Source organism: Catenovulum adriaticum, assembly GCF_026725475.1.
Lineage (GTDB): Bacteria > Pseudomonadota > Gammaproteobacteria > Enterobacterales > Alteromonadaceae > Catenovulum > Catenovulum adriaticum.
Genome location: NZ_CP109967.1, coordinates 497,744 through 513,835, shown reverse-complemented (window position 1 = coordinate 513,835; position 16,092 = coordinate 497,744). Strand labels below are relative to the sequence as shown.

General features: G+C 37.0%; 10 protein-coding genes. 7 read left to right on the top strand and 3 right to left on the bottom strand.

Annotated features, from left to right (window positions below; all coding sequences use genetic code 11):
* Positions 1–479: 479 nt before the first annotated feature.
* The 6 genes from OLW01_RS17940 to OLW01_RS17915 all read left to right on the top strand — a co-directional run bounded on the left by OLW01_RS17940 (position 480) and on the right by OLW01_RS17915 (position 10,600).
* Entirely contained in the window at positions 480–2,159 is a 1,680-nt protein-coding gene (locus tag OLW01_RS17940) for a glycoside hydrolase family 28 protein (protein ID WP_268076875.1), read from the top strand.
* Positions 2,160–2,176: 17 nt separating this feature from the next.
* Positions 2,177–4,303, top strand: coding sequence for a glycoside hydrolase domain-containing protein (locus tag OLW01_RS17935; protein WP_268076874.1), 2,127 nt, complete (start codon positions 2,177–2,179; stop codon positions 4,301–4,303).
* 542 nt (positions 4,304–4,845) lie between these two features.
* On the top strand, positions 4,846–5,400 hold the full coding sequence (locus tag OLW01_RS17930; RefSeq protein WP_268076873.1) for a hypothetical protein: 555 nt from the start codon (positions 4,846–4,848) through the stop codon (positions 5,398–5,400).
* Positions 5,401–5,637: 237 nt separating this feature from the next.
* Complete coding sequence (locus OLW01_RS17925; protein WP_268076872.1) at positions 5,638–6,516, top strand: NAD(P)-dependent oxidoreductase; 879 nt, start codon at positions 5,638–5,640, stop codon at positions 6,514–6,516.
* Positions 6,517–6,629: 113 nt separating this feature from the next.
* Positions 6,630–6,974: a cupin domain-containing protein gene (locus tag OLW01_RS17920; protein ID WP_428980209.1), complete on the top strand. Its 345-nt coding sequence runs from the start codon at positions 6,630–6,632 to the stop codon at positions 6,972–6,974.
* 554 nt (positions 6,975–7,528) lie between these two features.
* Complete coding sequence (locus tag OLW01_RS17915; RefSeq protein ID WP_268076871.1) at positions 7,529–10,600, top strand: TonB-dependent receptor; 3,072 nt, start codon at positions 7,529–7,531, stop codon at positions 10,598–10,600.
* A 142-nt stretch (positions 10,601–10,742) separates the two neighbouring features.
* On the opposite strand, the gene OLW01_RS17910 is transcribed toward OLW01_RS17915, so the two are convergent.
* Positions 10,743–11,765 carry an alpha/beta fold hydrolase gene (locus OLW01_RS17910; protein WP_268076870.1) on the bottom strand — a complete coding sequence of 341 codons (1,023 nt, stop codon included), beginning with the start codon at positions 11,763–11,765 and terminating at the stop codon, positions 10,743–10,745.
* Between the two features lie 472 nt (positions 11,766–12,237).
* Complete coding sequence (locus tag OLW01_RS17905; protein ID WP_268076869.1) at positions 12,238–14,007, bottom strand: polysaccharide lyase family 7 protein; 1,770 nt, start codon at positions 14,005–14,007, stop codon at positions 12,238–12,240.
* Positions 14,008–14,247: 240 nt separating this feature from the next.
* Here OLW01_RS17905 and OLW01_RS17900 point away from each other — a divergent pair, with 240 nt between their 5' ends.
* On the top strand, positions 14,248–14,997 hold the full coding sequence (locus OLW01_RS17900) for an SDR family NAD(P)-dependent oxidoreductase (RefSeq protein ID WP_268076868.1): 750 nt from the start codon (positions 14,248–14,250) through the stop codon (positions 14,995–14,997).
* A 259-nt stretch (positions 14,998–15,256) separates the two neighbouring features.
* On the opposite strand, the gene OLW01_RS17895 is transcribed toward OLW01_RS17900, so the two are convergent.
* On the bottom strand, positions 15,257–15,988 hold the full coding sequence (locus OLW01_RS17895; RefSeq protein WP_268076867.1) for a FadR/GntR family transcriptional regulator: 732 nt from the start codon (positions 15,986–15,988) through the stop codon (positions 15,257–15,259).
* Between the last annotated feature and the right edge of the window lie 104 nt (positions 15,989–16,092).

The window sequence follows — 16,092 nt, the reverse complement described above, 5'->3', positions numbered from 1 at the left end:
TTTGTTCTGAGCAAGATGCCAATAAAAGAGCGATGGAGCAACAAATGAATATGCATTTAATTTTTTGATTAACATAATAAGACCTATAATGATTGCTGTTTACACTACCGCAGTGACACCGGTGTTAATATTTACAAATTATTTTGTTGAAATATATCATAGTAATGTCATTGCCTTGTAACCGAGTTAATAAGATATTTTAATTCGTAAGACTGCAAGAAGGTAAAATGTGTTAATGGTTTTTATATAGGAAAATCAAAATTCAGTATTGACACCGGTGTCAATACTGAGGTAGTTTAAATAAGTGTTTCAGTGTGTATTGAAAATGTTGTTATTTTCCGATTTACTAAAATAAAGTTCAAGTATTGCTCGGAATTGTTTACACCTAGTCTTATTATTTATTTGTTAAATAAATGCATATTGAAAAAGTTTAAAGCTAATAGATTGTTGTTTTATTTTTGTATACTCAGGCGACCAATATGATTAATAGAAGAAAGTTTTTAAAAACGTCCTTAGCGGCATTTGCTGCTGCCCAGTTTACCGCTTTCAATGTAATAGCACGTCAATTAGAGAATTATTTGACTCAATTTGAAAAAAACCGTTCAAAAAATCCAACTCGTCAGCCTATTAAACAAACAAAAACTTTAAATGTTAAATCATTTGGCGCGTTAGGGAACGGAGCAGCTTTAGATACAAAATCGATTCAAAATGCGATTAATAAAGCCGCTAGTTACGCAGATGGGGGAACACTTATTTTCCCTGAAGGGCAATACCATACAGGTTCTTTAACTTTAAAGAATAATGTGCATTTACATTTTGAACAGGGCGCTACTTTATTGGGTAGCACAAATATTTATGATTACCAATCGCATGACGGTATGGTGCATTCATTATTAGAAGCTAATCGTTGTAAAAATATCGCAATTAGTGGCCCTGGTTCAATTGATGGACGCGGCCGTGAACTTGCACTAAATATAAATGATTTGCATCACAGAGGAGTAAGAGTTGAACCGGACTTTAATGATCGTCGAAATCGCTCTCGACATCGTCCGAGCGTGATTGCTTTCCACCACTGCGAAGATATTAAATTATACGATATTAACATAAAAAATAGTGCTGGCTGGGTACAGCATTATGCTGGTTGTCGTTACCTTGAAATAGACAACATGAAAGTAGAAAGTGATGCATTTTGGAACAATGATGGTATAGATATTAATGACTGTGAAAACGTTAAAATTACGGGTTGTTTTGTCAACGCTGCAGATGATGCGATTTGTTTAAAGTCGACAACAGGTGGTCAGTTTCATAATAACCATGTTTATATTTCAGATTGTGTTTTACGTTCAAGTTCAAATGGTATTAAGTTTGGTACTGAATCTATGTGGGGGTTTACGAATGTTGAAATTGAAAATATTCAGGTTTTTGACACTTACCGTAGTGCAATTGCCTTAGAGACAGTGGATGGCGCTAAACTTGAAAATGTAAAAATAAACAATGTAGATGCATATAATGTTGGATGTGCAATTTTCATTCGTCGTGGACAAAGAAATCGGGATGTGCCAGTTAATACTCCAGTGGGTAATTTAAAGAATATTAAAATTTCTAATGTCAAAGCCTACATTTCGTTCTTAAGAGCAGATGCTGAATATCAAGTCCGTGGACCTGCATTAAATAGCTTTTTTAATCCTATTCCAGCCTCTATTAGTGGGTTACCAGATGCGCATGTCGAAAATGTCATTTTAGAAAATATTGAAATTAGCTATCCAGGTAGAGCGAATAAAGGATTTGCGTATCGACCCGCGGATTTACCTGATTTAGTTCCGCAAGAAAGAGCTGAGTATCCAGAGTATACCATGTTTGGTGAATTACCGGCTTGGGGGCTATTTGTTCGCCATGTCACAGGCTTAAAAATGAACAATATCAAGTTAGTTGCGCGGGAGGCTGATTTTAGACCAGCTTATGTGTTCAATGACGTGCAAAATTTGACACTAAACAAGAGCGATATCTTATCTACGAACAATACACAAGTTGTTTGTAATAAGGTTGTTCAAGTTAAAATTAGCGAGGTTAAAGGGTTGAATAAAGCAGGTAATCTTGAGTCTTTAAGTCGTAATGTATTAAAAATTGATGAGCAAAGTCGTCAAGTCAGCTGGCATTAATTAAGGATTATACGAATATGGCGTATCAACTAGTTTGTCTTTTACTCTGCAGTATCTTATTGATTGGCTGCGCAAAAGAAAATACTCAACAGCCCGTTAAAATGCAGAATAAGGTTCAAATTACTTCATATATTGATCCTTTTATCGGTACGGCTGGCGATCATGGCCAATTACACCCGGCTGCCAGTATGCCTTTTGGTATGGTTCAGTTGGGACCTGAAACACCAGGTCGACCTCATTCTGGTTATGACTATTATTCAACTGAATTTTTAGGTTTTTCGCATTTACGAACTGATGGTGTCGGTTGCCGGGGTTCCGGTGGCAGTGTGTTAACGCGAGCTGATTACATAAATGATGATAAATCCATGAGCTTTAGCCCAGTAAAACTAGATAAAACATCTGAACAGGCGACTGCAGGTTATTATTCAGTTGTCTATGGTCAGGATAAAATTTTGGCGGAAATGACAGTATCTCCTGCTAGTGGCTGGCAAATATATCAATTTCCAAAAGCAGGCGAGGTTGTTATATCTGTCGATTTAACGAACGCACATCATAAATTTTACGAAGCTGATTATCAAGTGTCAGACTCCGGTGAAGTAAACGGTCGGGTACGTGCCGCAACCGTTTGCGATTTAGGTAAATTTCAAACTTATTTTAATTTAATGCCGAGCCAAAAGCCTCAAAAAGTCAGTCAAGTTGATCAGCATAAATTCTTGCTTCATTATTCAGTTCAAGCAGGTAAAAAAATAGCGCTGCATACGGGGTTTTCAGCTGTATCCACCAATACTGCAAAAGAGGCTCGGTTAACCGATGCAAACATAGGTGGTTTTACGCAAGCTAAACAGCATGCGAAAAATTTATGGGAGCAATTGTTAAGTAAAGTGCACATTGAAGCCGACGACGAGACAAAAAAGATATTTTACTCACACCTTTATCGTGTTTATTTGTCGCCTTCTAATTTAACTCGCAGTACTAACACTTATAGAGCACCAGATAATAAAGTGTACTCAAAAACTGACTCTGATTATTACTATGGCTGGTCTATTTGGGATAACTTTAGAACACAGTTGCCATTATTAACTATTTTAGAGCCATCTAAAATGCAAGAAATAACAGCGTCACTGGCTAAATTATACACCCAGAATAAACAAAATTGGGCGACTCAAAATGCGCCGCTGCCTAGCGTTCGAACAGAACATTCGGCCATTGTCTTGCTGGATGCTTGGCAAAAAGGAATTCGTGGTTTTGATTTAGCACCCTTGTTGCCGTATTTAGTGCAAGAGTCGGCAAAAATGCCACGTAAATCACCTGATCAAATACTAGAAGCTGCTTACGGTGATTGGGCTATTGCTAAATTAGCAAAGCTGGCTGGGGATGAAAAATTGTATCAACAATTTTTGTCAAAAGCAGCTCAATATCGAGATATTTGGCGTGACAAATTTGAAGTTATGACAGATCAATCAGATATTATGCACGGTGATGGGCTATATGAAGGAACTTTGTGGCAATATAGATGGTTTGTTCCACACGATTTATCTTGGATTATTAATGAATTAGATGGCGAAAGAAGCTTTAATAATCAACTGACTCTATTTTTTGAACGCCACTTATTTAACATGGCAAATCAGCCTGATATCCAAACCCCTTTTTTATATAACTTTACCGGTGAAGCCTGGCGCACTCAAAAATTAATACATGAACTGATCCATACTGAGACAGTTCATTATTACAAAACACATGAAAAACGGGAAACCCCGGTCGTTCGACAAGTATTTCAGGCAAAACCTGAAGGTATGTTACCTGAAATGGATAATGATGCAGCTACCATGTCGGCTTGGTATGTATTTACTATGATGGGCTTATATCCGGCGGTTCCTGGTGAAGCTGTATATAGTTTACACACCCCACAGTTAAATAAAATTACACTTAACTTAGAAAATGGAAACCAGTTATTAATTAGTACTGATAAGCCGCCAGCTGATTACCCTTATATTCATTCTGTTGAGCTAAATGGTCAGTTAATAAACCGAGCTTGGATAACACATGAAGAAATACAAAATGGTGGTGATCTACAATTTAAATTAGGCGCTACCGCAAACCTAAAATGGGGACAAGAGCATTTATATCAAACAAAATTGAATTAAGCTATTTACCTTTTAATTTAATTTTAATCTATTTGGTGAGTATGTTTTGTTAAACTACTCACCTCTTAACCAATTATTATCAAGCGTGCTAATCATTATTCCGCCAACCTATCCCGTACTAAATTCGTCTAAATATTTAATTTTGTAAAACGATATAAAGTTTTTTATTTTACAGTTGTTTTTATAAATATATTGATATTTTATATTAACTTATTGTATTTAAATACTTTATTTTTAAATTAAAAATGAAATATTTTAACGACAAACGAAGCATGTTTACGATCTAGCAATTACTTTGTTTTATTTATTGATTTTCAGTCTAGATTGTTTGTATCTTTGTAATTCAATGTTTGTTTTTATTTTTAAATTTATATTACACTTTATTGTTGAGCTGACTGTTAAAACGCTCAAGCACTAACTTATCAATAATTTGCAATTTACAAAAATTATGGAAACTTAAGTTTGTCCACGGTGGGAGCCTTCAAGTTCACCTGTTAATTTACAACTGAGACTGAAAGAATTTATTTATATTGGAGTTAAACATGAAAAAACAATACTTATTCGTTAATCCATTAATCGCCGCGCTAGCATCTGTATTTATTATTACTAACGCATCAGCGAAAGAGTCAAAAATTGGCGCTAGTTTAAATAAAAAAGTTGAGTTGAGTATAGCGGAATTACCACAACAAGTAACTGATGTCATTAATCAAGCTCGGCCAGGGTTTGTCGTAAAAGAAGCTGAAAAGGAGTATAAACACGGCAATGTATACATTGATGTTGAAGGACTTGATAAAGACGGAAATGAAATTGAATTTGACCTATTAAAACAAAATAATCGATGGCAAATAGTAGAAATCCAACGTGATCTTACATTAAAGCAAACGCCTGATATTGTTGTTGCGGCATTAAAATCTGAACAGCCTAATATCCAACCAAAACGGATTATTGAAAGTGAACAAGTAACCGGCAAACAAGCAAACCGTGTGATCATTTACGAATTTTATACAGTTAATCCATCATCTGGCGATGAAAAAAAGTTCGAAGTAAAGCTCAGTGCAGGTAAAGCTGAATTGCTCAAACACGAGTGGCAGCACTAAAATTCGCTAAATTTTACTATAGTATTACATGTTTTTATTTTTGTTTTACAATTTGAGGTAAAATTGGTTGACAATGTTTTCGGTAATTGGTTAGTATGTATTTGTTGATTAATTTACAGTGAAAGCTTGCTAGTCACTCTTTTGTATAGCAGGTCACTTATGTTGAAAGTTGATCTGAGCCATAAGTAAATATTTTTCACACTCAGATAATTATGTTAATTCATTTAGGAGTTTGACATGGCAAAACCTACAATAGGTTTCATCGGCCTTGGCCTTATGGGCAGCAATATGGTTGAAAATTTACAAAATAAAGGCTTTGAGCCGATTGTAATGGACCTGAATAAAGATGCTGTTGCGGCCGTTGTTGCACGCGGTGCTACTGAAGCTAAAACGGCTAAAGAGTTAGCTGAAGCTAGCGACATTGTAATGCTTTGTTTGACAACATCAACGATCGTTGAAAAAGTTGTTTATGCGGATGACGGTATCTTAGCAGGCATTAAAGAAGGTGCGGTATTAATTGATTTTGGTACTTCAATTCCAGCATCAACGCGTAAAATTGGCGCTGATTTAGCGAAAAAAGGCGCAGGCATGATCGATGCTCCTCTAGGCCGTACGCCAGCACACGCTAAAGACGGTTTGCTAAACATTATGGCTTCAGGTGATCAGGCAACTTTTGATAAAGTAAAATCTGTACTTGAGATGCAAGGCGAAAATGTATTTTATTTAGGGGCTTTAGGTGCAGGTCATACAACTAAGTTAATTAACAACTTTATGGGTATGACGACAGTAACTGCAATGTCACAAGCGTTTGCGGTTGCAGATAAAGCCGGTGTCGACCGTCAGCAGCTTTTTGATATTATGTCGACTGGCCCATCTAGCTCGCCGTTTATGCAGTTTTGTAAAAACTACGCGGTTGATAATGTGAGTGACTTAGGTTTCTCAATTGGAAATGCGAATAAAGATTTAGGCTATTTCCTTGAAATGGTTAAAGATTTAGGTACCAGAGCACAAATCGCTGAGGGTACTTCAGCTAACCTTCAAGCTGCTGTTGACGCAGGTATGGGTAATGGAAATGTACCTGAGATATTTGATTATTTTTTAAAGCTAGAAAAATAATTAATTTATTCTCTCTTTGATCTACCTGTTGTTATTAATAGCTGGTAGACGGTGAAAAAGATCATTTTAATGATCTTTTTGCGTTGTAAATAAGCAAATAAAGGCGTTTTATTATGAGTCAAAGTGAACATTTTTCATACGGCAACGAAACTGAAATTGAAGATATTGGCGGTGGTTTAAAGCGTCAAATGTTAGGTTACAACAAAGAGTTGATGGCTGTAAAAATTTGGTTTGATAAGGGTGCCACAGGTTATAACCATGCTCACAGACATTCTCAAGTTACTTATATTGTTGAGGGTGAATTCCATTTTAATATTGATGGTGTAACTAAAGTACTAAAAGCGGGTGATAGCTGCTTTATGCCGCCACATGCAGACCATGGCGCGACTTCACCAACGGGCGGTATTTTAATTGATACATTTAGTCCCGCTCGAGAAGATTTTGTAGACGATTTATAATTATTTCACTAATTATAATCAAACTCACACTTTAGCTTATTTTGATTCCAGCTGGATAGGCTAAAGCAAAAATGAGCACTTTAAGTGCTCATTTTTTTTATGCAAATCATTTTAGCGACACCCTTTCTTTTCTCCTAGCTACTATTCCTTTCTGATCCCATATTTAAAATAATATAAATTAAATATTATTCTATTTGTAAAGCAATTAATACAATAAATGTTCCCTCACTAAAACGCATTATTTTGTATAACGAGGGCCTAATGGTTTACCAATATTAATAATTGTCTTACAAATTAATCATTTAATCAGGCTAAATAATGTTTAGATAGTATATCTATTGATCTTTAAAAGCTTTCAGTGCTAATTTTTTAACCTTAAATGATTAATTTCTGTATATTTTTAGCTTATTTGTCAGCAAATAGTTAAATTTATGTTTTACAATGCTCCTGGAATGAATTATATTTAATCTCAGACGTTGTAATACAATATTTCTTAAGTGTTAAACAATTACTGAGTTGTCTAACGAATATAATAAGTAGCAAGGGGTCATACAATGCAATTTAAACTATCGAAATTAGCGGTTTCTGTACTTTCAGCCAGTGCTTTAAGCATGGTTGCGAATGTAAATGCAGCGCAAGAAATTGACGAAACGGAAGTTATTCAGGTTCAAGGTATTAGAGCTTCATTAACAAGCGCCCTAAACCAAAAACGCGACGCAAATAATTTAGTTGAAGTGATTCAGTCTGAAGATATTGGTAAATTACCTGATCAAAATTTAGCGGAAGTATTAGAGAACATTACAGGTATTCAAATTACTCGTACTGCTGGTGTGGGAACTGGCGTGCAAATCCGGGGTAGTAACCGTAATATTGTCCAAATTAATGGTGCTCAAACGGTAGGAACTGGCGATGGCCGTACAGGGATGAAATTTGAAGATTTATCCGCAGGTATTATTGCGGGCGTCGAAGTAACGAAAGCAGCGCAAGCAAAAACCACTGAAGGTTCAATTGGTGGTACGGTTAACCTTAAAACAATTCGTCCGTTAGCTTTAGATGAAACTTTGGCAACGGTTCGCCTTCAAGGTGAAGATAGTAGCTTAACAACTGATGGCATTATGCCCAGATTTTCAGGCGCATACGGTGATAATTGGGAAACTGAAGCAGGTAAGTTTGGTTTTGTAGTGAGTGCCGCACTTTCACGTCAAGAAGCAACCTCGTTTCGTCCCCGTGTTGACCGTGATGGTAGCTTAGTTGAAAATGTAAATGCAGATGTGATTCGCGTTGATGATGACGGTAATCCACAAACTGAAGATCAGCCCAATAAACGCCCGATTGCTCAGTCATTCGATTTTTTAGGGATTCAATTTTTAAATCAGGAAACTGAAAATTTTGAATACGAAACTAAAAATGTTGCAGCTTCGTTTGAGTTTGCCCCTAACGACGATATGAAGTTCTTCTTTGATGCTATTTTAACTGATCAAGAAGTACGTCAAGAAAGTACTCGTGTACAAGGTTCAGGTGTAAGTGCGGTACTTAATTATAATTTACCAACCGCATTTGAAACTGTTAATTTTGGCTCTTTAGGTGGTCAAAACCTAGGCAGTATCCAAGCTGCGACTGTTGGTACCATCCAACCTAATTTATCGGTTGATGATGATGATCCAAATTTGCGTTTTAACAGTGATACAGGTGCGCGTGTAACTGACACTAAATTATTTCGATTAGGTGGTCAGTGGCAAGTGACTGCTAATTTAAAAGTGAGCGCAGAGCTTTCAAGCGCGAGTTCAGATACTCAGACTCCTAAATTAGATACTCAATTAAACTTTATCAATCCAAACACGCCACTAGATGGTTTAGATGCAAACGGGGATATTACTTCAAGCACGAGTAATGATAATGCAGTACCATTTGCATATGACTTAACCGGTGATCAACTTGCTTTTGGTATTGACTTTGATTCGCAATTTGCGCCTACCGTTAATCAGTTGCTTGACCCAAGCAATACGGTATTAGATCAAGTGGATTATAGTCATGGAGATACTAAAAATGGTGACGATGCCTTTAGAGTGGATGCGAGTTATTATTTAGATAGCGGCGTGATTACCTCGGTTGATGCAGGTATACGTTTTAATAAAGTATCTCATGAGTCTTTATCAGTTTCTGACCGAATTGGTGGTTTCAGTAAAATGATTGATAGCCCAAGTGGCAGCTTATTTAGTGATATTTTGGTTGCTGGACCAGATAATTTTGGTGATGCCGACGGTCGTGAATTGGCTTTGCGTAACTATTTAATTGTTGATCCTGAATTAGCTTTTAATGACCCGGATCAGGTAATTGATACATTACATACTGCAATGGATACGCATCGCACTAATATGGTTAATCAGGGCTTTAGCTTTAGTAATGACGTTGATTATTTAAATAGAATCCCGTCTTCAACGGCCGGCTTTGAAGTAGAAGAAGAAACAACAGCCGTTTATGCACAGGCAAACTTTGAATACGAAATGTTACGCGGTAATTTTGGTATTCGTCATATTGAAACTGAAGTATCTTCAATTGGTAATACCGAAGTAAATGGTGTTGTGAGTAAAGTAAATAACAAAGGTGAGTACAGCTATACTTTACCTCGCTTAAATTTGATTGCAGATGTAACTGACGATATTGCAATTCGCTTAGGCTGGGGTAAAGATATTACACGTCCTGAATATGGTAACTTAAATACTTCTGTGAGCTATGGAACAAATGAAAATGCTTCTGTAGAAATTGGTAACCCGAGTTTATCGCCAATGGAAGCGACTACATTTGACCTTTCAGCTGAATGGTATTTTGCTGAAGCTGCCGTGTTAAGCATTGGTTATTTTAGCAAAGATATTGAAAACTTATTTGTAACGGGTACAGAAAGTGCTGAAGTATTTGCAAGTGGCTTTAGAGACACAGATCCAAATTGTCCAGGTGGCGGTATTTATAATCCTGCGGTTCAGCCTAATCAATTAGGTAATCCAGCTCAGGAAGGTTTGTGTGTTGATATTGAAACCTCGTTAAATGATCCTGATACTATTACTCAGTCAGGTATCGAAATGGCATTCCAATACGACTTATCAAGTTTTGAGCAAGAACTAGGCTGGGCATCAGGTTTTGGTATTCAAGCAAATTACACCATCCAAGAATATGATGGTGGCTCAGTTGAGAATGAATCTGCGACGCGTGGTACTGATATCTTTAACGCAATTAACGGCATTTATGATGAACGTAATTTCCAAAAAGTGACTGCGGTTCAGGGGTTGTTAGATTTCTCTGAAAATGCTTATAACATCACTGGCTATTATGAAAAACATGGTTTGTCAGCTCGTTTACGTTATACATGGCGTGAAGCTTATCGCACAGATGACACGGCAGCGGGCGCATCGCGAAACAGTACTTTAGGTTTCCCGGTTGTTGTTCATGACCGAGGTCAGGTGAATGCGAGTGTGAGTTATGATGTGAATGAAAATTTAAATGTGGGCATTGAAGCCGTTAACTTAACGAAATCTGAAATTACTCAGTCTTGTGTTAATGAAGGCGCTTTACTGTGTTTCCAAGGTTTAGCTGACCGCCGTGTTACTGCAGGTGTCACTTATAAGTTCTAATGAAAACTTATCTAATTTATAGCTTGAAGCTATCCAGCTATAAATAATCTAAACCCCCATTGGTTAAACTAACCAATGGGGTCTTTTTTTGGGTTTTTCAAATATTATTTTGCGAGCCAAGCTTGGTATTGATTGATAGTGGTTAGCGCAAATGCTCAAATAAAGCTTTGTGAAAACGATCGGGTGCCTGTATATGAGGAGAGTGCCCTAAATCAGAAAACTCAATAAGCTTAGCATTTGGAATTGCTTTAGCAGCCTGTTCACCTAAAACTTGGTAATGACCCAATTGTTTCTTGAGCTGTTTTGAAGCCCTTGCTTTGCCAATTGCAGTATTATCTTTTTCGCCAATTAACAGTAAGCTGGGTACTTTCACATTTTCAAACTCATCAACTACTGGCTGTGTAAATACCATGTCTGACGTTTGCGCTTGATTCCAAGCCACTAATTTTTTATCTTTACCGGCATACATGCCCGCTAACATATTAACCCAACGGTCAAATCTAGGTTCCCATTTTCCAACATAGTAAGTGTGCTGTTGGTAGTTTCGAATGCCTTTAGCTGATTTATTTAGTTCAGCTTGATAATTTTTGTCGATCGTTTGATAAGGCACTCCTTTTTTATGCCAATCTTCAAGGCCTATTGGATTAACCAAAACCAATTGAGCAGTTTGCTCTGGAAACATTAAAGCATAACGTGTAGCGAGCATGCCACCCATTGAATGCCCCATGACTGTTACTTTTTCAATGCCTAAGCTATCGACAAGCTGTTTTGTATTATTCGCTAATTGATGAAAGCTAAACTGATACGCTTGCGGCTTACTTGATTTACAAAACCCAATTTGATCAGGCGCTATAACCCGGTAACCAGCTTTAGTTAAAGGGGTAATGGTATTTTCCCAAGTGGCGGCACAAAAATTTTTGCCATGCATTAATATAATGGTTTTACCGTTTTGTGTTGGCCCAGTGACATCTAAATAAGCCATTTGGAGATTTTGCTGTTGCGATTCAAACTCAAACCTGTTGACTGGGTGAGGGTACTCAAAGCCATCAAGCTCAGCGTTATATTCTGGTTGCGCAGTCGCTAAAAAAGTTGAAAACAAAAGGCTTGTACCTAATAAACAAGTGATTGACATTTTAAAGTGATTAAATTGACGTAAGCGTTTCATAAGGTTCCTTTTAAAGTATGTTTATATCCAAGACAAATAGTGATCTTTTTATCGCTATTGTGTTGGTATCAAAGCTAAAGCTTTGGCTTTCAAGCTATAATTTCCAATACAGTGGTTGTGAGTATTAGTTGTGAGCATTAATAATATGCGTTTAGCTATGGGTGAAGTATTTTAAAGTCGCTTGGGGTATATCTGACATATTTGATTCTGACAAACTTATAGCATCTAAGTTCGGGTATGCAAGGCAGAATTTTTACCAAAGGTGCATTTTATTCATTTTAAAGTAAATACCCTTCCAGTTGGACAGTTTTAGTGCCGCTTTATGATCATGTACACTTATGAGGGAAGTAGGGAACAGGTTGGTTTTGTCATTAGTAATGGCGGTTTACATCAAGCTTAAAATCTAGATGAATGAAAATGCGCGTTCAGCAATGGTCTGAGCTGAACGCGTAATCATGGCGTTATGGCATGGTTAATAATCGTATTCGGAATGTGTATTCTCTAATTGATAAAAAGTGGTTTGCACGTAATCAGTATCCTCTCCAGAGTTGTTTTGATTGTAAGCTCCCGCTTTAAAATACATGTATTCATCATCCACTAAGTGGTAACCGCTGTTTGACATATCGACAGTTTGTACCACATCTGCTTTACCTTCTCGGCTAATGGTCACATTTAAATTATGTCCTGTAACTTGAATTTTATAACTAAAAATTTCACCTAAAGCTATCCCATCTGTCGGGTTTGATGCTGAATTTGAACGGCTACCGATCATTTCATAATATTGGTCATCACCGCCTAAAGGTTCATGCACTAAATAAATAACGCCTTTTGAATTATTAGGTAATTTTCGGTAGTACAAACGTGCAGGCTCATCGTCGGCTGCATGAATTTGTCCAATAATGACTCGCCCAATTTGATAGTCTTGTCCTGTTGTGGTGACATGATCAACTTTTAAGGTTGCGGTTAGTGTGCCGTCTACTCCCCCGTAATTAGCTTGTACATCGGCTGGATAGCTCGAAAATACCCAATTATTTTTACTGATCCCTTGAGTCTCTATTTCAGTTTTACCCCGACGCAACATTTCTCTGAGTTCTGAGCGTGTGTAGTTGGTATTGGTTGAGGTTTTATATCCGGCGACCGTGGCTCTAAATACCATGCCGCCATCGTCAGCTGTGTAAAAATAATCAGAATGAGTATAACCATTAGCAAGTGCTTGTTCTTTTATATGATCTGAACGGTTGTTACCATCTTCATCAATAGGCACACTAATCGTCCAGTCCAATAAATCGAAATTACCTGAAGGGGGAAGATCAGGGTTCAAATTAAAATTATTTTGCGCTTGCCCAGAAGCATTGCAACCCTTTACTTTTATTTCGAGCAAGCTATTTTCATCATCAATACTATTTTCTTGAGCGATAATTTTTAGGTATCTGGCTTGATGAGGATCTAATTGAAATGTTTCAAAGCCATTAACGGATAAACTGCTTGCTTGATTAGTCAGTTGTGATTGCCAAAAATGACCATCAAGCGAGGTAGTTACTTCAAAATAGCTGCTTTTAATGCTCGACAGATACCAGTTGATATCGAGTGAATTAATAACACTGATTTCACCTAAATCTAACAAGAGACTTTCGTCAGTGCCTGTTGATGACCACCTAGAATTGTCAGACAAGTTATTGTCAATTGCTAAATTTCCGCTGAACGATGCGTTAAATGTAGATGCAGCCGCACTTGTTATTGGAAGTGTATATGGTTGCTCGCAGTTTGTTATGTCTGTTGGCGGGTTAGTTTTTGTTAAATTGAATTCATCATACCAAGCAGGCGCTTGGTTATAGGCAGCGTAAACAACAATACTGTTAGATTGCAACGAATTGAAACTTAACTTATGACGCTGCCAAGTGTCACCATTGTTTTGGGTGCTAAATTTATTATTGCTATCGGTTTTGACGCCAATTTTACTGTTGCCTTTGGTAAACGCACTGATTTGGTAGTGTGTGTTGGGTTCTACGGTAAAGCTTTTCTCGAAAGCATCACTTGGCCCCGATATTTGCGCTGAGTAATTACCGCTATATGCCTGATTTGAAATGGATGCCTGAGCGGTATGCGACCAATCCTGCCATTCAAACTCAAAGCCTAAATTAGCTTGCTCTTTTGGCTCGCTTGTCTCTACTTTGCCATTTTCACAACCAATCAAAGCGATTAACAATATTGTTGTCATATGTATTTTAGGCGTGTAATTCATATTTGTTTACCGATATTTTTAATTTGTAAGTCATGCAATCTTTGTAAAATATATTTTAATCGTTTGTTTGGCAAGTGATTAATTACTGTTTAAAAATTAAAATTAGTGGTATTTATTGTTAAATTACTGAAATATAAAGGTTTTAAAATTATTTAAATTGATTGGTATTATAATTTGCGTCCTTTGTTGTAATACATTATATTTAATAAGTGTAATACAAATTGTTTTTTGGAGACGGTAATGCAAAATATGAAAAATAAAACAGTATTGGTTTCTGGTGGTGGGCGTGACATTGGCAAAGCCTGTGCGATTGAGTTTGCTAAACGTGGCGCAAATGTCGCGTTAACTTACTTTTCAAGTGAAGAAACAGCAAGAATGGCCGAAGCAGAAATTCGTTCTTATGGCGTTGAAGCATTGTCTATTAAAGCCGACTTAACTTTAAAATCAGATGTTGAAAGTGTCATCAGTAAAACCGTGAGTAAGTTTGGTAAAATTGATAGTTTGATTCATGTATCTGGAGGCTTAATTGACAGAGTCAAAATTGCAGAAATGTCTGACGAGCACTGGTTTAAGGTAATGAATGTTAATTTAACCTCTTTGTTTATGATGTGCCGTGCATCTATCCCTCATATCCCCTCTGGTGGCAGTATAGTTACGTTTGCTTCCCAAGCAGCTCGAGATGGAGGTGGCCCAGGTGCAGTGGCTTACGCAACCTCTAAAGGCGCAATCATGACATTTACACGAGGTTTAGCAAAAGAGCTCGGTCCAGATATTAGAGTGAATAGTTTATGTCCGGGCATGATCAGCACAGGCTTTCACGATACTTTCACCCAAGATGAAGTGAGAAATAAAGTCGCAGGTGCGACTGCACTAAAACGTGAAGGCACTTCAGAAGAAGTTGCAAAGTTAACGGCATTTTTAGCATCAGATGAATCTTCGTATATGACAGGTAATTGCGTAGATATTAATGCGGGTTTGTTCTTTTCATAAAGCGACTTAAATTTAAGATAAACCGCTCATTTTGGATTAAAGCTATTAACTCAAAATGAGCGGTTCCCACTGCTAAGCTTAGCTTAATGTTATCATAACCTGTCATTCCACAGGTCAATTTGCCATTTATAGTCTAGCTGAAGTAATTGATTTGATAAGTCACTCGAATGAGTAGGGCTGTAACTGAAGTGTATTTAGCTTAGTTTATGAAGCAATTTACATCCTTGTGTTGCTTTAATTATCATTTTAATAACCGCTTTTAATCCACCACATGATCAAGTGAATATAAACCGCGAGTTTGAGACGTTTGCTTTTTAATTTGCTCAAGTGCTTTTGCTTCACTTGCATCAAACAAGGCATTTATTAAGCGTTGGAAATGCTTATGCATAGCTGCTCTAGCACTATTTGTATCACGCTTTTTAAGTGCCGTTAAAATTTCTTTATGTTCTTCTAAGCGTTTTTGGTGGCTCTGGCTACAAATTTCTTTGTAAGCTTGAATCACTTCGGTGCGGTTAGTTCTGATTTTCCATAAACCTAAAATGGCATTTAAAATTGCATTGTTTTTAGTTGCTTTTGCAATGATTAAATGAAACTCCTGATCAGCGGCTTCAACATTAATGCCTTGATCCATTTGGTCAACGGTTTTTTCTAATGCAACGAGTTGTTCATCTGTAATCGATAGTGCGGCTAAAGCGGCGGCTTCGCCTTCAAACAAAGCTCTAGCCTGAGTGAGTTCAAATGCACTGATGCTGACATCTTTCGGAGAGTCATCTTTTTGTTCTAAAACATAAACGCCTGAACCGGTTTTTACTTCAACTCGGCCACGTACTTCTAAAGCAATAATGGCTTCACGAATCGTTGGGCGACTTACATTATAGCATTCAACAAATTCTCTTTCAGGTGGCAGCCGTGAGCCCGGCGCAAATTCACCAGAGTTAATTCTGGATTCAATTTTTTCAACTATGCTCCAAAACATTCTTTTATTTTTCATTGACCTACCCAAAATAAATAAGACGGATTTAATAATTATAGTCTATTGTACACAATATTATCAATTTGTGAATTAGTTTGTATTACAATTTTTATAATAACCTG

What these genes read in the sequence shown, in the direction of transcription:
- OLW01_RS17940 (WP_268076875.1), top strand. Translation starts at nt 480, where the DNA reads ATGATTAATAGAAGAAAGTTTTTAAAAACGTCCTTAGCGGCATTTGCT.
- OLW01_RS17935 (WP_268076874.1), top strand. Translation starts at nt 2,177, where the DNA reads ATGGCGTATCAACTAGTTTGTCTTTTACTCTGCAGTATCTTATTGATT.
- OLW01_RS17930 (WP_268076873.1), top strand. Translation starts at nt 4,846, where the DNA reads ATGAAAAAACAATACTTATTCGTTAATCCATTAATCGCCGCGCTAGCA.
- OLW01_RS17925 (WP_268076872.1), top strand. Translation starts at nt 5,638, where the DNA reads ATGGCAAAACCTACAATAGGTTTCATCGGCCTTGGCCTTATGGGCAGC.
- OLW01_RS17920 (WP_428980209.1), top strand. Translation starts at nt 6,630, where the DNA reads ATGAGTCAAAGTGAACATTTTTCATACGGCAACGAAACTGAAATTGAA.
- OLW01_RS17915 (WP_268076871.1), top strand. Translation starts at nt 7,529, where the DNA reads ATGCAATTTAAACTATCGAAATTAGCGGTTTCTGTACTTTCAGCCAGT.
- OLW01_RS17910 (WP_268076870.1), bottom strand. Translation starts at nt 11,765, where the DNA reads ATGAAACGCTTACGTCAATTTAATCACTTTAAAATGTCAATCACTTGT.
- OLW01_RS17905 (WP_268076869.1), bottom strand. Translation starts at nt 14,007, where the DNA reads ATGAATTACACGCCTAAAATACATATGACAACAATATTGTTAATCGCT.
- OLW01_RS17900 (WP_268076868.1), top strand. Translation starts at nt 14,248, where the DNA reads ATGCAAAATATGAAAAATAAAACAGTATTGGTTTCTGGTGGTGGGCGT.
- OLW01_RS17895 (WP_268076867.1), bottom strand. Translation starts at nt 15,988, where the DNA reads ATGAAAAATAAAAGAATGTTTTGGAGCATAGTTGAAAAAATTGAATCC.